15 protein-coding genes are annotated in these 19,641 nt (G+C 67.3%); 11 read left to right on the plus strand and 4 right to left on the minus strand.

What is annotated here, in order from left to right; translation table 11 throughout:
* Positions 1–141: 141 nt before the first annotated feature.
* From ABY44_RS03180 to ABY44_RS03190, 3 genes are all read left to right on the plus strand, one after another.
* Positions 142–1,332: an efflux RND transporter periplasmic adaptor subunit gene (locus tag ABY44_RS03180; RefSeq protein ID WP_060173706.1), complete on the plus strand. Its 1,191-nt coding sequence runs from the start codon at positions 142–144 to the stop codon at positions 1,330–1,332.
* A gap of 254 nt (positions 1,333–1,586) precedes the next feature.
* Positions 1,587–2,783, plus strand: coding sequence for a formaldehyde dehydrogenase, glutathione-independent (fdhA, locus tag ABY44_RS03185; protein ID WP_027789739.1), 1,197 nt, complete (start codon positions 1,587–1,589; stop codon positions 2,781–2,783).
* 219 nt (positions 2,784–3,002) lie between these two features.
* Positions 3,003–3,917: a LysR substrate-binding domain-containing protein gene (locus ABY44_RS03190; RefSeq protein ID WP_060086149.1), complete on the plus strand. Its 915-nt coding sequence runs from the start codon at positions 3,003–3,005 to the stop codon at positions 3,915–3,917.
* On the opposite strand, the gene ABY44_RS03195 is transcribed toward ABY44_RS03190, so the two are convergent.
* The 3 genes from ABY44_RS03195 to ABY44_RS03205 form a co-directional block, all read right to left on the minus strand.
* Positions 3,906–4,793 (minus strand): DMT family transporter, encoded by an 888-nt coding sequence (locus ABY44_RS03195; protein ID WP_060173705.1) that lies wholly within the window; start codon positions 4,791–4,793, stop codon positions 3,906–3,908. The genes ABY44_RS03190 and ABY44_RS03195 overlap by 12 nt on opposite strands.
* A gap of 170 nt (positions 4,794–4,963) precedes the next feature.
* The gene (locus tag ABY44_RS03200) at positions 4,964–5,731 is read right to left on the minus strand and encodes a hypothetical protein (protein ID WP_060173704.1); all 768 of its coding nucleotides are present in this window, start codon (positions 5,729–5,731) and stop codon (positions 4,964–4,966) included.
* Positions 5,732–5,995: 264 nt separating this feature from the next.
* Positions 5,996–7,417: a PLP-dependent aminotransferase family protein gene (locus tag ABY44_RS03205; RefSeq protein ID WP_431640838.1), complete on the minus strand. Its 1,422-nt coding sequence runs from the start codon at positions 7,415–7,417 to the stop codon at positions 5,996–5,998.
* 270 nt (positions 7,418–7,687) lie between these two features.
* Between ABY44_RS03205 and ABY44_RS03210 the strand changes: the two genes are divergently transcribed.
* Positions 7,688–9,100, plus strand: coding sequence for a discoidin domain-containing protein (locus ABY44_RS03210; RefSeq protein WP_060173702.1), 1,413 nt, complete (start codon positions 7,688–7,690; stop codon positions 9,098–9,100).
* Between the two features lie 59 nt (positions 9,101–9,159).
* Here ABY44_RS03210 and ABY44_RS03215 read toward each other — a convergent pair whose 3' ends face one another.
* Entirely contained in the window at positions 9,160–10,185 is a 1,026-nt protein-coding gene (locus ABY44_RS03215) for a GlxA family transcriptional regulator (protein ID WP_059698436.1), read from the minus strand.
* 445 nt (positions 10,186–10,630) lie between these two features.
* Between ABY44_RS03215 and ABY44_RS03220 the strand changes: the two genes are divergently transcribed.
* From ABY44_RS03220 to ABY44_RS03250, 7 genes are all read left to right on the plus strand, one after another.
* Positions 10,631–11,905 carry a serine hydroxymethyltransferase gene (locus ABY44_RS03220; protein ID WP_027789732.1) on the plus strand — a complete coding sequence of 425 codons (1,275 nt, stop codon included), beginning with the start codon at positions 10,631–10,633 and terminating at the stop codon, positions 11,903–11,905.
* Between the two features lie 31 nt (positions 11,906–11,936).
* Positions 11,937–12,908: a dipeptidase gene (locus tag ABY44_RS03225; RefSeq protein ID WP_027789731.1), complete on the plus strand. Its 972-nt coding sequence runs from the start codon at positions 11,937–11,939 to the stop codon at positions 12,906–12,908.
* A 142-nt stretch (positions 12,909–13,050) separates the two neighbouring features.
* Positions 13,051–13,584, plus strand: a complete 534-nt coding sequence (locus ABY44_RS03230) for a DUF5943 domain-containing protein (RefSeq protein ID WP_060086153.1) — start codon at positions 13,051–13,053, stop codon at positions 13,582–13,584.
* A gap of 60 nt (positions 13,585–13,644) precedes the next feature.
* Entirely contained in the window at positions 13,645–15,708 is a 2,064-nt protein-coding gene (locus ABY44_RS03235) for an NADH:flavin oxidoreductase (protein ID WP_021160633.1), read from the plus strand.
* A 3-nt stretch (positions 15,709–15,711) separates the two neighbouring features.
* Positions 15,712–17,637: a (Fe-S)-binding protein gene (locus ABY44_RS03240; RefSeq protein WP_060173701.1), complete on the plus strand. Its 1,926-nt coding sequence runs from the start codon at positions 15,712–15,714 to the stop codon at positions 17,635–17,637.
* 4 nt (positions 17,638–17,641) lie between these two features.
* Positions 17,642–18,811: an electron transfer flavoprotein subunit alpha/FixB family protein gene (locus tag ABY44_RS03245; protein ID WP_060173700.1), complete on the plus strand. Its 1,170-nt coding sequence runs from the start codon at positions 17,642–17,644 to the stop codon at positions 18,809–18,811.
* The gene (locus tag ABY44_RS03250; RefSeq protein ID WP_059525208.1) at positions 18,808–19,593 is read left to right on the plus strand and encodes an electron transfer flavoprotein subunit beta/FixA family protein; all 786 of its coding nucleotides are present in this window, start codon (positions 18,808–18,810) and stop codon (positions 19,591–19,593) included. The genes ABY44_RS03245 and ABY44_RS03250 overlap by 4 nt, the downstream gene beginning before the upstream one ends.
* The last annotated feature ends 48 nt before the right edge of the window (positions 19,594–19,641 follow it).

Below are 19,641 nucleotides of genomic sequence, written 5' to 3' on the forward strand. Positions count from 1 at the left end.
CACGCCGGCCGTCGGCGCGACGCCTCGCGGCACCCCCGCTCCCGCGCGCACGGCGGCCGCGACTCCGGCGCCGAGCCTGCCGGTCATGCCGCCGATCCCCCTGTTCCAGCACGATCGTCTGATCGTCACGCAAAGCGACTGATGCACCACGACAACCTACATACCGCCGCGCCGCCGGCCGCACTGAACGATCCTGCACTCGACGCGCGCCGCGCGACGCGTCGCAAGCGCTTCATCGTGTTCTTCGCGGTCGTGCTGGTGGCCGCGCTTGCATGGATCGCATACTGGTTGATGAGCGATCGTTATTACGAAGACACCGACGATGCGTACGTCGCCGGCAGCATCGTCCAGGTCGCCGCGCAGATCCCGGGATCGGTGACCGACGTCGTGGTCGCCGATACGCAGGCCGTGCGCGCCGGCCAGACGCTCGTGAAGCTCGACGACACCGAGGCGTCCGTCGCGTTCGCGCAGGCGAAGGCGCAGCTCGCACAGGCCGTACGGCAGGTCGCGAACGCGAAGATCTCGAACACGATGTACGTCGAGGCCGTAAACGCACGGCGCGCCGACCTGTCGCTCGCGCAGCGCGCGTTTGCCGCGCGCTCGGGCGCATCGGTCGAGATCGTCGCACCCGAGGAACTCGCGCGTGCACGGGCGGCGGTCGCCGGTGCGCAGGCGAATCTCGCGGCCGCGCAGGCGCAGCTCGATGCGGCGCGCGCGCTCGGCACCAGGCTGCCCGTCGACGAAAACCCGGCCGTCGTGCAGGCGGCCGCGCAGTTCAAGCTCGCGTACCGCAACCTGAAGCGCACGACGATCGTCGCGCCCGTCGATGGCACGATCGGGCAGCGTTCGGTGCAGGTCGGCCAGCAGGTCGGGCCCGGCGTGCCGCTGATGTCGATCGTGCAGCTCAACCGGCTGTGGATCGAGGCGAATTTCAAGGAAGGGCAGATCCGCCACATGCGCATCGGGCAGCCGGTCGAGGTCGTGTCGGATCTCTACGGCTCGCGCGTGACCTATCGCGGCCGTGTGCAGGGCTTCTCGGCGGGGACGGGCAGCGCGTTCTCGATGCTGCCGTCGCAGAACGCGGCCGGCAACTGGATCAAGGTCGTGCAGCGCGTGCCGGTCGTCATTGCGCTCGAGCCGCGCGATCTCGCCGCGCATCCGCTGCGCGTCGGGCTGTCGATGCGCGCAACGGTCGACACGCACGACCGCAACGGCCACGCGCTCGACAGCGAGCCGCCGACGCCGGCCGTCAGCACGCGCGTGCACGACGGGGTGGCGAGCGACGCGGAAGCGGCGGCGGCCGCGATCATTCGCGAGAATCAGGGCGGGTAGCGCCTGCCCGGGAGAGGGGCGGCCGATCGCGACGACCGGCCCGCCCCCGCGCGCCACGCCGCCCGCGAAACCTTTCCATCGTTTCCCGCCCGACTTTCGCATTTCCGCCATCGATGTCGGCGCCGTTCAAACGCGTGTCGCGTTTGAGACATCGGCGCCCCTGCCTCCGGGACTACTCTCGAACAGCACGTTGCGCGTGCGCCGGATGGCGCCGGCGCGCCGCGGCGCCACCAACGAGACATGGAGACAATACGATGAGCAGCAATCGAGGTGTCGTCTATCTTGGACCGGGCCAGGTCGAAGTCCAGAAAATCGATTATCCGAAGATGGTCGATCCGAGCGGCCGCGCGATCGGCCACGGTGTGATCCTGAAAGTGGTCAGCACGAACATCTGCGGTTCCGACCAGCACATGGTGCGCGGCCGCACGACCGCGCCGGTCGGCCTCGTGCTCGGTCACGAAATCACGGGCGAGGTGGTCGAGATCGGCCGCGACGTCGAAACGCTGAAGCTCGGCGATCTCGTATCGGTGCCGTTCAACGTCGCTTGCGGCCGCTGCGCGATGTGCAAGGACACGCATACGGGCGTGTGCCTGAACGTGAACCCCTCGCGTGCCGGCGGCGCCTATGGCTACGTCGACATGGGCGGCTGGATCGGCGGCCAGGCCGAGTACGTGCTCGTGCCGTATGCCGATTTCAACCTGCTGAAATTCCCCGACCGCGACCAGGCGATGGCGAAGATCCGCGACCTGACCTGCCTGTCCGACATTCTGCCGACCGGCTATCACGGCGCTGTGAGCGCGGGCGTGAAGCCGGGCTCGACGGTCTATATCGCGGGCGCGGGCCCGGTCGGGATGGCGGCGGCCGCATCGGCACGCCTGCTCGGCGCGGCCGTGACGATCGTCGGCGACATGAACGCGGAACGCCTCGCGCACGCGAAGGCGATGGGTTTCGAGACGGTCGACCTGTCGAAGGACGCGTCGCTCGGCGAGCAGATCGAGCAGATTCTCGGTGTCCCCGAGATCGACTGCGCGGTCGACTGCGTCGGCTTCGAGGCGCACGGCCACGGCTCGTCGGGCCACGCGGAAGAGGCGCCGGCTACGGTGCTGAACTCGCTGATGGAAATCACGCGGCCGGCCGGTGCGATCGGCATCCCGGGCCTGTACGTGACGGACGATCCGGGCGCGAAGGACAAGGCCGCGCAGCACGGCAGCCTGAGCATCCGCTTCGGCCTCGGCTGGGCGAAGTCGCACTCGTTCTTCACGGGCCAGACGCCGGTGCTGAAGTACAACCGCAACCTGATGCAGGCGATCCTGTTCGACCGTCTGCCGATCGCGAAGATCGTCAACGTCGAAGTGATTTCGCTCGACCAGGCGCCGGAAGGCTACAAGAAGTTCGACGGCGGCGCGCCGCGCAAATTCGTCATCGACCCGCACGGGTTGCTGGCGGCGTGATGCGCTAGCGTTCGACGCGCGCAGCGCGTCACGCGAAACGGGCGGCACCGGAAACGGGTCGCCCGTTTTTGCCGAGGAAGCACGGGGAAGGGCAGGCCGCGCGCGGGTATCGCGCGGGCCGGAACGCCTGCGCACCGCCGATCCCGGCCGCACGGAATTGCTGCGATAATCGTCGCCCGTTCCCGACTCCATCGCGGCCGCCCGGCGCCGAATCCACGAATGGCCAAGTCACTTCCCCTTGCAGCGTTGCACACGTTCGTCGAAGTGGCGCGCTGCGCCAGCATGAAGCAGGCGGCCGACCAGCTCTGCATTTCGCCGGGCGCCGTCAGCCAGCACGTCCGCAATCTCGAGGATCGCCTTGCCGTGCGCCTGTTCGAGCGCACCGGCCGCGAGCTCGAGCTGACCGGCACGGGTCGCGCGCTGTTCGATCAGCTCGCCGGCGGCTTCAACGAGATCGAGGCCGCGTGGGCGAACGTGCACGGTGCCAATCGGCGCATCGTCCGCCTCGCCGTGACGACCACCGCCTCCTTCGCGAACACGTGGCTCGTGCAGCGCCTCGGCGCGTTCAATGCCGCATACCCCGAAATCGAAATCACCGTCGAAACGCGCGCGCAACTGGTCGACCTGCGTCGCGACTATGTCGACGTCGCGATCCGGCACGGGTTGGGCCATTATCCCGGGCATGCATCGTTCCGCATCTGGACACCCGAGCTGTGGCCCGTCTGCAGCCCGCGACTGCTCGATCCCGCCCGCCCGATCGCCACGCCGGCCGACTGCCTGTCGTATCCGCTGCTGCAGGACGCGGACCGCGCCGACTGGGCGCTGTGGCTGCGCGCGCAGGGAATCGAGGATGCCCGTGCGCCGCGCGGCGCGAGCTTCAGCGAGGATGCGTTGCTGATCAAGGCGGCGGTCGCCGGGCAGGGCATGGCGCTGGTGCGCGACATCTACGCGCGGGACGAAGTCGCGGCCGGCCGGCTGGTGCGCGTGCTCGCGCGACCCTGGCCGACCGAGTTGTCCTATTACGTCGTGTGCAGCGAAGCGCGCCGGCACGAGTGGAAGATCGCCGCGTTCCGCGACTGGCTCGCGAGCGAGATCGGCGGTGGCGACGACGGCCCGCGCGATCTACTGGCGTGACCCGCGCACGGCGGCGGCCGCGAATCCCTTGAGCTTGCCGGTCGCGAGCGCGGTGCCGAGCAGGATGATCGCGCACCCGGCGACCGTCTGCGCGGTGATCGTCTCGTGCAGGAAGATCGCGCCCCATACGACACCGAAGATCGGGATCAGGAACGTGACCGACGCCGCATATTGCGCGCCCGCATTGCGGATCAGCCCGAAATACAGCAGGTAGGCGACGGCCGTGCAGATCGCGCCGAGCAGCACCACCGCGATCCACGCGGACGCGTGAACGGGGCCGTGCGGCCACATCGGCAGCGCGAGCGGCACGAGCGCGACCGCCGCGAACAACTGGCTGCCGAACGCAGACACGAACGGCCTGACATTCGCCAGCTTGCGCTTCGAGTAATGCGCGGCGAACCCGTAGGACAGCGTCGCGAGCATCGCGGCGGCGATCGCGCGCGGTGCGCCGGGCGTGCCGGCGCCGACCGCGGAGCCGGCGAGCACGACGACACCGACAAAGCCCAGCGCGAGGCCGATCGCCTGGGGTTTCGTCAGCGGTGTACGCAGCCATGCGAATGCGACGATCGCGGTCCACAACGGTGTCGTCGCATTCAGGATCGAATCGGTGCCGGCCGTCACGAACAGCGCCGCGTAGGTCAGCAGGCAGAACGGCAGCGCCGAGTTCGCGATGCCGACGACGAACAGCGGCACGACGTGCGAGCGGAATTCCTGTCGCGCCTGCGCGTTGCGCAGCACCGGCGACAACAGCACGGCCGCGATCGCGACGCGCAGCGCGATCAGCGGGACCACGCCGAATTCCGGTGCACCCATGCGCATGAACAGGAAGGACGCGCCCCAGATGGCAGCAAGGGTCACGAGCTGTAGTGCATTCATCGACGACTCCGTTCGGTGGATCGGGTGAGCGGCCGGAACGCGATACGCGCCGGCGCGGGCGAATGATCCATTGAACGTCACGCGTGCGTCGCGGCGCAAACGAGGTTTTGCGAGGGGCGGTTTAGAAAAATGAATCGACGCAAGCGCGCGCACGGACGGCGCGTGCGCGCTCAGTGGCCGCGATAGAGCTGGGCGAGTTGCGTATTGCTGGCGGTGGTGGTGCGTCGCGCCCGCGCGGTGTGTGCGGTGTGCGCGCTCACTCGGTGGAATGTGCGGGCGCGATGCGCGGCATTGCGACCGGCTTTCGGGTCCGCCACCCGAACCGTGGTGGCGGCACGCGGCCGATCGGGTGCACGGATGGCCGGCGCGGCCCGCGCGACTGCGGTCTGGGCGGCTTCGCCGACATCCGGGCTGCGCTGTCGCGCGGCCGCCACCTGGGTTCCATCAGTCGAATGAAACGGATAGGCGGGCGCCGGCAGGACCGGCAGCACGGGATCGTTCGACACGTACGCACCCGCATCGCTCGCCGTCGCGCCCGATACGTTCGAGCCGCGACAGACCGGATCGGCATTGCACGTCCGGTCGACCATCACGTAGCCGCCGACCAGCAGCACGAGCGTCAGGATGCTCAGGATCGGCGCGCTCGATGCGCGCGGCCGCCGGAACGCCGCGTTGCGAAGCGTCCGCGCGACGCGCGACGACCACGTATCGAAGCGCTGCACCGCGTGCATGGTGTGCGCGTCGTCCGGCGTGCGGCGAACCGGATCGAACGGCCAGTTCCACTGGCCGCACACGGGGCAATGCTCGAGCGCGCGGAAGGCCACGAAGCCGCATTCCCTGCAGCGGCAGCCGGCAGTGCGCCGCGCGTCGGCTCGCGCGTTCAGGATCGCGCGCCAGTCGTCGCGTGCGCGGAACGTCCGATTGGGCAGGACTCGCATCGGCGGAAGCGGGCAGGCGCCGTCAACGAGGCGAACGTTCGCCGGTCGACATGACGCTTTCCTGCAAGGCAACCGATCGGCCCGTGCCGGAATCCGGCGGCGCGTGCGTCGTCGACGGTCGTGCACATGCGGTGCTCATGGGATTCTCCGTGACGTCGGGTGAGCGGAGCACGTTCTTCCGCGGTTACCTTCCGCTTCATTCTTGGTCGCCTGCGTGTGAAACGCAATGCGCAAAAAGGAGCATCGCGACGTGCACGTTTCGTGCTATCCGTCCTGCCGCTGCCGGGCCGCGAGCGTCCCGATGGTCTCCATCGCGTGCTCGACGGCCGGTGTCCACGGCCGGCCGTAATTGAGCCGAAGATAGCGGCGGAATCCGCCGGTTGCGGAAAAGATCGGTCCCGGCGCGATGCTGACGCCGTTTTCCATCGCATCGTCGAACAGGTGCATCGCATCGACGCGCGGCGGCGGTTCGATCCACAGGAAATACCCGCCGTGCGGCGCGAACACTTCGGTGCCGTCCGGGAAATACGTCTGCACGGCCGCCAGCATCTGCGCCTGGTGCGCGGCGAGATTGCGGCGCAGCTTGCGTAGGAAGCGGTCGTACGCACCGTCGCGCAGGTAGTTCGAAATCGCCATCTGCGCGGGCACGTCGGCCGCCGGCGCGCTCGCGCCTTTAGCCTGACGGATCTGCCGCACGTAGCGTCCGGCCGCGACCCAGCCGATCCGGAACCCGGGCGCGAGGCATTTCGAGAACGAACCGCAATGCAGGACGAGCCCGCTGTCGTCATACAGTTTGGCCGGGCGCGTGGGTGCCGTTCCGAAATGCAGCTCGCCATAGACGTCATCCTCGATCAGCGGCACGCCGCGCGCGGTGAGCAGGTCGATCAGCTCGCGTTTGCGCTCGTCGGTCAGCGTCGCGCCGGTCGGGTTGTGGAACGACGTCATGAACCAGCATGCCCGCACCGGATGCGTGTCGAGCGCCGTTTCGAGCGCATCGAGATCGAGGCCGGTGCGCGGGTCGACCGGAATCTCGACGGCCTTCAGGTGCAGGCGCTGCACGGCCTCGAGGGCCGCGTGGAATGCCGGTCGCTCGATCGCGACGATATCGCCCGGGCGGGTCAGTGCCTGCAGGCTGAGCGTCAGCGCGTCGAGCGCGCCGGTCGTGATGACGATCTCGTCCATCGGCAACGCCGCGCCTGCGTTCAGGTAGCGCAGCGCGATCTGGCGGCGCAGCGTGTCGTAGCCGGGCGGCAAGCCGGACAGCAGCGCCGTGCGATCCATGTTGCGGGCCGCCGACGCCATCGCGCGCCACAGGCTGCTCATCGGAAACAGGGAATAGCTGGCGAAGGCCGAGCCGAGCGGAACGATCTCGTCGCGTTTGAGCGAGTCGAGCAGGCGGAACAGCACATCGTCGTCGCCGGTTGGCTCGGCGGCCGGCTTGCGCGGCGGATCGTGGGCGAACCGCACGCGTTTGTCTTCGAGGTTCGCAACGAAATAACCGGATCGCGCCCGCGCGACGATCAGACCCTCGCCTTCGAGCGCGTAGTACGCGCGAAACACGGTGGACGGACTCACGCCATACACGCGGCAGGCCATGCGCACGGTGGGGATGCGCGCACCGGGCGGCAGGTCGCCGCGGTGGATTGCGTCGGCGATCGTTCGTGCGAGCACAGCGTATCGCTTCATGCCAGCCCTCCGCCCGATCGGGGCCTTGCCGAAAAAAGAGTAGCACGGCACCCGTCGCGTGCAAGCGCGCCCCCAATTGCTGATCCGCATGTTTTTGCCGGGCTCTGATTCTTTTCTTTCGTCTGACAAGCCGGCATGCTCTCGAGCAATCTGCGTTCCCGATGTCCGACCGACCGGAATCGACGCTGCCCGACGGCGGATTCCTGGCCCGCGCATATCCTGCGCGGGACCTTTTCTGCGGCGTCACAACCTTGCCCGGAATCATTCAGCGTGAAATTGAAGACTCTCGTCGCCGGCCTCGTGGCCGGCATCGCCCTCAACCTGTCGAGCGGCATCGCAACGGCCGCCTGCATCAGCAATCCCGCCGCCCAGCCGAACGCGACGTTCCCCGCCGCACTGACCGGCAAGCTCGTCTACCACAGCTACGTGAAGTACGGCGACGGCACGAGCCAGCTGTTCCTCTACGACTTTTCGGCCCATACGCTGACGCAACTGAGCAAGAGCACGTGGGGTATCACCGATCCGATGAACGGCGTGTTCAGCCCCGACGGCAAGTGGCTCGCGTTCATGGGCATCAGCAACGGCGCATGGAACGTGTTCATGCTGCAACTCGGCGCCGGTACGCCGCCCGTCAACCTCACGAACAGCACGGGCGCCACGCGCAACGAGGATCCGAAGTTCAGCGCCGACGGCAAGACGCTCGTGTTCAAGCAGAACGGCGACGTCAAGCAGGCGACGCTGTCGTACACGAGCGCGGGCCCGGCGTTCACGTCGGTCGTGAGCCTGACGAACGCGCCGGCCGGCGCTGAGTATTCGATGCCGTATCTCGCGCCCGATTCGAGCGCCGTGTACTACGCGACGGGCACCGGCGCGAACATGGGGCTGATGAAGCGCACGCTCGCGACCGGCGCGACCGCGACGTTCGACAATCCGGCCGGGCTGCAGACGTACTACCCGATCGTGCGTGCGGACGGCATGGTGTTCTACGCGCGCTGGAAAGACAGCGGCCAGGCCGACCAGATCTATACGAAGACCGCGGACCCGGCGTCGACGCCGAACGCGTTGCCGATCAACGACTGCGTGAGCAACAACTCGGATCCGGCACCGGTGAACGGCACGAACTACGTGTTCTTCTCGTCGACGACGGCGGGCGGTTATCAGCTCTACGTCGGCGACGTGACGACCGGCCAGCGCTGGAGCCTGTCGCAGTTCGGCGTGAATGCCGACACGACGAAGGCCAAGCTCGGGGCGAGCTATTACGGCGGCCCGGCCGCCGCGCAGCCGGTGCTGCTGTCGCAGGGGCATCCGGCCGCTGCATCGGCGAGCTACAACGCGTCGCTCACGCCGGACAAGGCGTTCGACGGCAACACCACGGGCACGCGCTGGGATTCGCCGGAAGGCGCCGGTGTCGGTTCGCAATGGATCTCCGTGGATCTCGGCGCTGTGAAGCGCATCGATCACGTCGATCTGTACTGGGATGCGGGCGCGCTCGCTTATCAGATCCAGACGTCGAGCGACAACGCCAACTGGACGACGATCTATTCGACGAGCAACGGCGGTTCATATACCCACGTTACGCTGCCGAATCTCAACGGCAGCGGTCGTTACGTGCGGATGCTCGGCACGAAGCGCGCGACGCAGTGGGGTTACTCGCTCTACGAAATGCAGGTGTGGGGATCGTAAGCGCATAAGAAAAAACGGCCTTCGAGGCCGTTTTTTTCATGCGTCGATCATAGCGACGCTCACGCATGCAGCACATGCGCCGGGAAGGCGGGGGCGGCGCTCGCCGCGCCTTGCGCGAGCGGCGCGACCTGCTTGCGACGCTCCCTTGTCGGCGCGACGCCGAACGCGTCGCGATAGCTCTTGCTGAAATGGCACGCCGACTGGAATCCGCACGCCATCGTGATGTGCATGATCGACATGTCGGTCTGCAGCAGCAGTTCGCGCGCGCGGCGCAGCCGCAGCGTCAGGTAGTAGTGCGTCGGCGTCATGCCGAGGTGTTCGCGGAACAGGCGCTGCAGTTGCCGCTGCGACATGTTCGCGAGCCGCGCGAGCTCCTCGCGCGACAGCGGCTCCTCGATGTTGTTCTCCATCAGCGAGATCACTTCGAACAGCGACTTGTTCGCCGAGCCGAGGCGCGCGACGAGCGGCATGCGTTGCTGCGCGCTCGTGTCGCGCACGTGTTCGACGATGAACTGCTCGGCGATCTGCGTGACGCGCGCGGTGCCCACGCGTGCGGCGATCAGGTTCAGCATCATGTCGAGCGGTGCGACGCCGCCGGTGCACGTGATGCGGTCGCGGTCGATCACGAACAGTTCCTTCAGGAAGCGCGTATCCGGAAACTCCTCCTTCAGCGCCGACATGTTCTCCCAGTGGATCGCGCATGCGTAGCCCGCGAGCAGCCCCGACTTCGCGAGCGCATAGGTGCCCGTGCACAGGCTGCCGAGCGGGATGCCCGCGCGTGCGAAGCGGCGCAGCGTCGACAGATGAGCGGGCGTGGTCGCGCGTTGCACGTCGACGCCGCCGCACACGAACACGATGTCGGGCTGCCCCACGCATTCGGCCGGGCCCGTATCGACCGTCAGGCCGTTGCTCGCGGTGACCGGGCCGCCTTCCGGGCTGATGACCGACCAGCGGTAGAGCGGCTGGCCGCTCAGGTAGTTCGCCATCCGAAGCACCTCGATCGCATTGGTGAACGCGATCATCGTGAAATTCGGTAACGGCATGAACGCGAAGTGGGACAGCGACGCTGTGCGGTCGGGGGACATGGGGAGCTTCCTGAAATCTCTAATAGCTATAGGCCCGGGGCACGGATCGGGCTGCGGTATTGTGTGAGCCAGCGCAACAAGCGTGCCATACGGCTAAACCCTAGCTCCATACGTTGTATGGCTGAAAGCCGCATGCTGCACTGCACCGTATTCGTGAGGGAGTGCACCCCGACCGGGCGGCAATCGCACCGCCGGCGTGCCTGTTCACAGGTGAACCGCCGACGGCGATTTGCTTGGTCATCCGAAAAAGCACGACCGGTCACTTGTATAAAACGGACGCGGATGGCGGAAAAGGCAAAGAACGCGTCTAAATTCATCAATCCGCCGAAAATCCGAACGACAAGAATAGAGCCGTCGGCAGCCTTGTACGGGACGAGCGGGAAACCCAGGCAGGGCGGGCCTTGAGCTTCGGTTTCAGCCCCTTATTCTTCGTCACGGACGCACTATGTCGAACACCCAGCCTTTCTTCTCGCAGTCCCTTGCCGAGCGCGACGCGCCGGTGCGCAGCGCCATCCTGAAGGAACTCGAGCGTCAGCAGTCGCAGGTCGAGCTGATCGCGTCGGAAAACATCGTGTCGCGTGCCGTGCTCGAGGCGCAGGGCTCGGTGCTGACCAACAAGTACGCGGAAGGCTATCCCGGCAAGCGCTACTACGGTGGCTGCGAGTTCGCGGACGAAGTCGAGGCGCTGGCGATCGAGCGCGTCAAGAAGATCTTCAATGCCGGTTATGCGAACGTGCAGCCGCACTCGGGCGCGCAGGCGAACGGGTCGGTCATGCTCGCGCTGGCCAAGCCGGGTGACACGGTCCTCGGCATGTCGCTGGATGCCGGCGGCCACCTGACGCACGGCGCGAAGCCGGCGCTGTCGGGCAAGTGGTTCAACGCGGTCCAGTACGGCGTGAACCGCGACACGATGCTGATCGACTACGACCAGGTCGAAGCGCTCGCACACGAACACAAGCCGAACCTGATCATCGCCGGCTTCTCGGCATACCCGCGCGCGCTCGACTTCGCGCGCTTCCGCGCGATCGCCGACAGCGTCGGCGCGAAGCTGATGGTCGACATGGCGCACATCGCCGGCGTGATCGCCGCGGGCCGCCACGCGAACCCGGTCGAGCATGCGCACGTCGTCACGTCGACCACCCACAAGACGCTGCGCGGCCCGCGCGGCGGCTTCGTGCTGACCAACGACGAGGACATCGCGAAGAAGATCAACTCGGCCGTGTTCCCCGGCCTGCAGGGCGGCCCGCTGATGCACGTGATCGCCGGCAAGGCGGTGGCGTTCGGCGAAGTGCTGCATGCGGACTTCAAGACCTACATCGACAACGTGCTCGCGAACGCCCAGGCGCTCGGCGAAGTGCTGAAGGCGGGCGGCGTCGATCTCGTCACCGGCGGCACCGACAACCACCTGCTGCTGGTCGACCTGCGCCCGAAGGGCCTGAAGGGTGCGCCGGTCGAACAGGCGCTGGAGCGCGCGGGCATCACCTGCAACAAGAACGGCATTCCGTTCGACACCGAGAAGCCGACCGTCACGTCGGGCATCCGCCTCGGCACGCCGGCCGGCACGACGCGCGGCTTCGGCGTCGCGGAGTTCCGCGAGGTGGGCCGCCTGATCCTGGAAGTGTTCGACGCGCTGCGCGCGAACCCGGAAGGCGACCACGCCACCGAACAGCGCGTGCGCCGCGAGATCTTCGCGTTGTGCGAACGCTTCCCGATCTACTGATCCGACCGACCCGACAATACTGGAGCCACTCATGGGCACGCTGCATCAAGACAGCATCATCATCGACGGTCTGAACATCTCGAAGTTCGAGAAGCCGGTGTTCGAAGACATGCGCCGCGGCGGCATCACGGCCGCGAACTGCACGGTGTCGGTCTGGGAGAACTTCACGAAGACCGTCGACAACATCGGCGTGATGAAGAAGAAGATCCGCGACAACAGCGAGCTGCTGACGCTGGTGCGCACGACGGAAGACATCTTCCGCGCGAAGAAGGAAGACAAGACCGGCGTGATCCTCGGCTTCCAGAACGCGCATGCGTTCGAGGACAACATCGGCTACATCGAGGCGTTCGCCGACATGGGCGTGCGCGTCGTGCAGCTCTGCTACAACACGCAGAACCTGGTCGGCACCGGCTGCTACGAGCGTGACGGCGGCCTGTCGGACTTCGGCCGCGAAGTGATCACCGAGATGAACCGCGTCGGCATCATGGTCGACCTGTCGCATGTGGGCGGCAACACGTCGTCGGAAGCGATCGCGTTCTCGAAGAAGCCGGTGTGCTATTCGCACTGCCTGCCGTCGGGCCTGAAGGAGCATCCGCGCAACAAGAGCGACGAACAGCTGAAGGAGATCGCCGACGCGGGCGGCTTCGTCGGCGTGACGATGTTTGCGCCGTTCCTGAAGCGCGGGATCGAGGCGAACATCGACGACTACATCGAGGCGATCGACTACGTCGTGAACCTGATCGGCGAGGACGCGGTCGGCATCGGCACGGATTTCACGCAGGACTACGCGAAGGAATTCTTCGACATGCTGACGCATGACAAGGGCCGTTATCGCCAGCTGACGAACTTCGGCAAGGTGATCAACCCCGACGGCATCCGCACGATCGGCGAATTCCCGAACCTGACTGCCGCGATGGAACGCCACGGCTGGAAGGAGTCGCGCATCCGCAAGATCATGGGCGAGAACTGGGTGCGCGTGTTCAAGGACGTGTGGGGCGCGTAAGCGCCGCGAACGCCGGACCGCCTCACCCGCAGCGATTCAACAACAAAAATCGGGACGTGCCCGCGCAAGCCGCGCGGGCACGCGGACGATGTCGCGCCCGCGCATTGAGCCGCGCGACCCATTTCCTCACGGAGTCACCACGATGCAACCGCAACTGCCGATCAACGTCGATCCCGATACCGGCGTCTGGACCACCGACGCGCTGCCGATGCTGTACGTGCCGCGTCACTTCTTCACGAACAACCACGTCGCGGTCGAGGAAGCGCTCGGCGTCGAAGCGTATGCCGAGATCCTCTACAAGGCCGGCTACAAGTCCGCTTACCACTGGTGCGACAAGGAAGCGAAGCTGCACGGCCTGACCGGCATGGCCGTGTTCGAGCACTACCTGAAGCGCCTGTCGCAGCGCGGCTGGGGCCTGTTCTCGATCATCGAGGCCGATCCGGCCGGCGCGCGCGCGAAGATCGAGCTGCGCCACTCGTCGTTCGTGCTCCAGCAGCCGGGCAAGGAAGGCAAGCTCTGCTACATGTTCGCGGGCTGGTTCGCCGGCGCGATGGACTGGGTCAACGACACGACGCCGGAAGGCAAGGGCGCACCGCGTGCGCAATCGAAGGAAGTGCAGTGCGCGGCCGAGCATCACGACCACTGCGTCTTCGAAGTGTCGCCGATCGCGCACTGATTCACCGCTACAGAACAACACCCGCAACACGAGACATTCGAACGCCAGAGGTCGCCAGCGATGCGTTATCCCCACCTGTTCAAACCCATGCAGCTGAACCAGCTGACGCTGCGCAACCGGATCGTCAGCACCGCGCATGCGGAGGTGTATGCCGAGCCGGGCGGCCTGCCGGGCGACCGCTATATCCGCTACTACGAAGAGAAGGCGAAGGGTGGCGTCGGCCTCGCGATCTGCGGCGGGTCGAGCCCGGTGTCGATCGACAGCCCGCAGGGCTGGTGGAAATCGGTGAACCTGTCGACCGACAAGATCATCGATCCGCTCACGCGTCTTGCCGACACGATGCACAAGCACGGCGCGAAGATCATGATCCAGGCGACGCACATGGGCCGCCGCTCGTCGTTCCACGGCGAGCACTGGCCGCACCTGATGTCGCCGTCGGGCGTGCGCGAACCCGTGCACCGCGGTAACGCGAAGATCATCGAGATCGAGGAAATCCGCCGCATCATCGGCGATTTCGCAGCGGCCGCGAAGCGCGTGAAGGCGGCCGGCATGGACGGCATCGAAATCTCGGCCGCCCACCAGCACCTGATCGACCAGTTCTGGAGCAAGCGTTCAAACCACCGCACCGACGAATGGGGCGGCAGCCTGGAAAACCGCCTGCGCTTCGGTATCGAAGTGCTGACGGCGGTGCGCGAGGCGGTCGGCAAGGATTTCTGCGTCGGCCTGCGCATGTGCGGCGACGAATTCCATGAGGACGGCCTCGATCACGAAGCGCTGAAGGAAATCGCGCAGGCGATGTCGGAGACGGGCCTGATCGACTACCTGAGCGTGGTCGGCTCGGGCGGCGATACGCACAACACGATCGCCAACTGCATGCCGCCGATGGCACTGCCGCCGGAGCCGTTCGTGCACCTCGCGGCCGGCATCAAGTCGGTCGTGAAGATTCCTGTGATGCACGCGCAGAGCATCCGCGACGCGGGCCAGGCCGAGCGCCTGCTCGCGACCGGCATGATCGACCTGGTCGGCATGACGCGCGCGCAGATCGCCGATCCGCACATGGTGATCAAGATCCGCGACGGCCGCGAGGACGAAATCAAGCAGTGCGTCGGCGCGAACTACTGCATCGACCGCCAGTACAACGGCCTCGACGTGCTGTGTATTCAAAACGCCGCGACGTCGCGCGAAGCGACGATGCCGCACATCATCGAGAAGTCGCGCGGCCCGAAGCGCAAGGTCGTGGTGGTCGGCGCGGGCCCGGCGGGCCTCGAGGCGGCGCGTGTCGCGAAGCTGCGCGGCCACGACGTGGTGCTGTTCGAGAAGAACGCGGAAGTGGGCGGCCAGGTGATGATCGCCGCGAAGGCGCCGCAGCGCGAACAGATGTCGGGGATCATCCGCTGGTTCGACATGGAAACGAAGCGCCTCGGCGTCGATCGCCGCCTCGGCGTGGCCGCCGACGAGAAGATGATCATGGCCGAGAAGCCGGACATCGTCGTGCTCGCGACGGGCGGGTCGAGCTTCACGTGGCAGGTGCCGGGCTGGGGCGTGGCCGAGGGCCTCGCCGTCAGCTCGTGGGACATCCTGACCGGCAAGGTCGAGCCGAAGCAGAACGTGCTGCTGTTCGACGGCGTGAGCACGCATGCCGGCGCGGGCGTGGCCGACTTCATGGCGAGCCGCGGCTCGAAGGTCGAGGTCGTCACGCCGGACGTGAAGGTCGCCGACGATTGCGGCGGCACGACGTTCCCGATCTTCTATCGCCGCCTGTATGCGTTCGGCGTGATCCCGACGCCGAACACGATGCTCGATCGCGTCTATGAAGAGGACGGCAAGCTGATCGCCGTGCTGCGCAACGAGTACACGGAAGAACTCGAAGAGCGCGCCGTCGACCAGGTGGTGATCGAGAACGGTTCGTCGCCGAACGACGAGCTGTACTGGAAGCTCAAGCCGGAATCGGTGAACCGCGGCCAGATCGATCCGCACACGCTGTTCGCGGCCGAGCCGCAGCCGTGCCTGTCGGAAGAACTCGGCAACGGCCGTTTCCTGCTGTTCCGTGTCGGCGACTGCATCTCGATGCATAACGTCCACGGTGCGATCTACGACTCGCTGCGTCTCGTGAAGGATTTCTAAAAGATGAACCCGTCCTTCCTCATTACCGCCCTGTTGTGGCTGTCGGTGGCGGGGCTCGCGTTCGCGGTCGCGAAGCGTTCGTCCTACTGGCGGCTCGGCCGCGCCACGGCGCCCGGCGCATTCGGTGTCGCGAACCTGTTCGCGATCCCGAAGCGATATTTCGTCGACCTGCACCACGTGGTCGCCCGCGATCCGTACATCGCGAAGACCCACGTCGCGACGGCCGGCGGCGCGATCGGCGCGCTCGCGCTGGTGTTCATCAACTACGGCCTCGCGATCTACTCGCCGTGGCTCGACAAGCTGATCTTCCTCGCGGCGCTCGCGATGCTGGTCGGTGCGGTGTTCGTGTGGCGCCGGCGCGCGGCGAAGGACGTGCCCGCACGGTTGTCGAAAGGCCCGTGGAATACGCTGCCCTGGCTGCTCGGCTCGTTCGCGCTCGGCCTCGTGCTGTTCATGCTGGTGCCGACCGGTGCGATGTCGAGCGCGTTCGCGGTGCTCTGCGCGCTGCTGATCGGCGTCGGCGCGTTCACGATGACGGTCGGCGCCGCGAAGGGCGGCCCGATGAAGCATGCGATCGCCGGCCTGCTGCACCTCGCGTTCCACCCGCGCCAGGAACGCTTCGCGGCCACCCGTGAATCGTTCACGGGCAACGGCACGGCCACGCCGCCGACCGCGCTGAAGCTGCCGGACATCGAGCATCAGGAGTACGGCGTCGAGAAGCCGGTCGAATTCCGCTGGAACCAGCTGCTGAGCTTCGACGCGTGCGTGCAGTGCGGCAAGTGCGAAGCCGCGTGCCCGGCGTTCGCGTCGGGCCAGCCGCTGAACCCGAAGAAGCTGATCCAGGATCTCGTCGTCGGGATGGCGGGCGGCACCGATGCGGCGTACGCGGGCAGTCCTTCGCCGGGCCTCGCGGTCGGCCAGCATCGCGGCGAGCCGAACGGCCCGATCGTGTCGGGCCTGATCGAGGAACAGACGCTGTGGTCGTGCACGACCTGCCGCGCATGCGTGCAGGAATGCCCGATGCTGATCGAACACGTCGACGCGATCGTCGACATGCGCCGCAACCGCACGCTGGTGCACGGCACGGTGCCCGGCAAGGGCCAGGAAGTGCTCGCGAACCTGCGCGAGACGGGCACGATGGGAGGCTACGACACGGCCGCGCGCTACGACTGGTCGGTCGACCTGAGCGCGCCCGTCGCGCAGCCCGGCAAGCCGGTCGACGTGCTGTTCGTCGCGGGTGAGGGCGCGTTCGACATGCGCTACCAGCGCACGCTGCGCGCGTTCGTCAAGGTGCTGAACAAGGCGGGCGTCGACTACGCGGTGCTCGGCTCGACCGAAACCGACACGGGCGACGTCGCACGCCGCCTCGGCGACGAAGCGACGTTCCAGCAGATGGCGAAGCGCCTGATCGGCACGCTCGGCACGCTGTCGTACAAGCAGATCGTGACGGCCGACCCGCACGTGATGCACAGCCTGCGCAACGAATACCGTGCGCTCGGGCTGCGCGTGACGGTCAAGCATCACACGACGTATCTCGCCGAACTGGCCGACAACGGCAAGATCGCGCCGAAGGCGGTCGAGGCGCTGCAGGAAAAGCGCACCACGTATCACGACCCGTGCTACCTCGGCCGCTACAACGGCGAGACGGAAGCGCCGCGCAAGCTGCTGAAGACGATCGGCATCCAGGTCGTCGAGATGGAGCGCAACGGCATGCGCGGCCGCTGCTGCGGCGGTGGCGGCGGTGCGCCGCTGACCGACATACCCGGCAAGCAGCGCATTCCCGACATCCGCATCGCCGACGCGCGCACGATCGGCGCAGACGTGGTCGCGGTTGCATGCCCGAACTGCACGGCGATGCTCGAAGGCGTCGTGGGCCCGCGCCCCGACGTGCTCGACGTGGCCGAACTCGTCGCCGCCTCGCTGGAGTGAATCGATGAACACGATCAAACGAATCGATCCGCGCCGGCCGTTCATCATCACGGCCGCGGGCCTGAAGCGCATCACGCTCGGCGAGGAAGGCAGCGCCGATGCGAGCGCCGCGCACTGGTCGGCGCACGGTCACGGCGCAGCGGCCGCGAAGCCGCGCCGCGCGGTGCAGGACCCGAAGCACGTGATGCTGGTGGTGGCGCACGGTGAACGTGGCGCGCTCGACGATCATTCGCGGCAGGCGATCGCCGCCGCCGCATTGCTCGCCGATGCGCAGACCGAAGTCGCGCTGCTCGCGTTCGGCGAACTGAAGGACGACGTGGCCGAACTGGGCGTCGACAAGCTGCTCGAGTTGACCGGCTTCGATCGCCGCACGTTCGATCCCGAAAGCGAACTGCAAGCATTGCAGGCCTGTGTGGCCGCGCTCGCGCCGAAACACGTGTTTCTGCCCGACAACGCGACGGGCGACGGCGATCTCGGCCGGCGCTACGCGGCGGCCGCCGGCGCGAGCGTCGCGACCCATGTCGTCGAGATCGACGCGAAGCATGTCGGCGCGTATGCGCAGGCCGGGCGCGCCTTTGCCACCCGCGCGCTGCCCGACGTGATCCTGCTCGCGCAGAACGCGGTCGACGCGAAGCTGCCGTTCGTCGGCGCGGGCGAGCGTCTCGCCGCCGACTTCATCCACCCGGCCCATGACGCCGCGCAGCCGTATCGCGATCTCGGCCTCGATGAAATCGACGCGGCCCAGGTCGCGCTCGAGGAAGCCGATTTCATCGTGTCGGCCGGCAACGGCGTATCCGACATCGGCGCGTTCGAGCGGCTGGCCGGCGTGTTCGGCGCGGCGATCGGCGCGAGCCGCGTCGCGGTCGACAACGGTCACTTCACGCGCGACAAGCAGGTCGGCGCGACCGGCAAGACGGTCGAGGCGAGCGTGTACATCGCGTTCGGCATCTCGGGCGCGGTGCAGCACCTGCAGGGAATCAAGGACTGCCGCCACGTGATCGCGGTGAACCTCGACGGCAGCGCACCGATCGCGAAACGCGCGAACCTGACGGTGGTGGGCGATGCGCAGGCGACGATCGCCGCGCTGATCGAGCAGGTGCAGGCCGCGCGCGCCGCGCGTGGAGAATCGCCGGCCGCGGTCGGCACCCGTGAACCGGAAGGAGTCGCCGCATGAATGCCCCCCGCCCCTTGCAACGCATCGCGGTGCTCGTGTCCGTCGGCCGTCATCCGGTCAGCGGCGTCGCGCGCTACAGCCGCAACGACGCGGCCGCGCTCGAAACCGGCCGCCAGCTCGCGGAGCGGCATCGCGCGAAGCTCGACGTGATCCATGCGGGCGATCCCGCGAACGCGGCGCTTGCCGAATATCTCGCGCTCGGCGCACGGGAGGTCGAGGTGCTGGCCTGCCGTGACGGCGACGATGCCGTGCATGCACTCGCCGCGCGTATCGACGGCTACGACCTCGTGCTGACCGGCACGCGCGCCGAGGGCGCATACGACACCGGCATGCTGCCGTATCGCATCGCCGCGGCGCTCGGCTATCCGCTGGTCGGCTCGGCCGTCGACGTGACGGTCGAAGGCGGCCGTGCGGCGGTCCGGCAATTTTTGCCGAAAGGGCTGCGACGCCGCGTGGACGCGGCACTGCCGGCCGTCGTCGCCGTCCACCCGCTCGCGAATGCCGAGCCGCGTTATGCGTATGCGCGGCTGCGCGCCGGCGCGATCCGGCCCGCGCTCGCGGCGCCCGGCGCGGACGCCGACGCGGCCGCGTGGACGGTCGGCCCGGTCGAGCGTAAACCCGTAAAGCTGGTCGCCGCCGAGAAGCGCTCCGGGCATGCCCGGATGCTGTCCGCGACGACGACCGAAAGCCGTGGCGGCAACGTCGTAAATGAAGGGAGTTCGGTCGAAAAAGCACAAGTGATCCTCGCGTATTTGCGCGAGCATCAGCTCATCGACTACTGATTTTGATGCCTGTCGGCAAGAACCCAGGGATGCAAGGAATCCGGAGCA

The sequence above is a fragment of the Burkholderia sp. ZZQ-2 genome (assembly GCF_050768715.1).
Classification (GTDB): Bacteria; Pseudomonadota; Gammaproteobacteria; order Burkholderiales; family Burkholderiaceae; genus Burkholderia; species Burkholderia cepacia.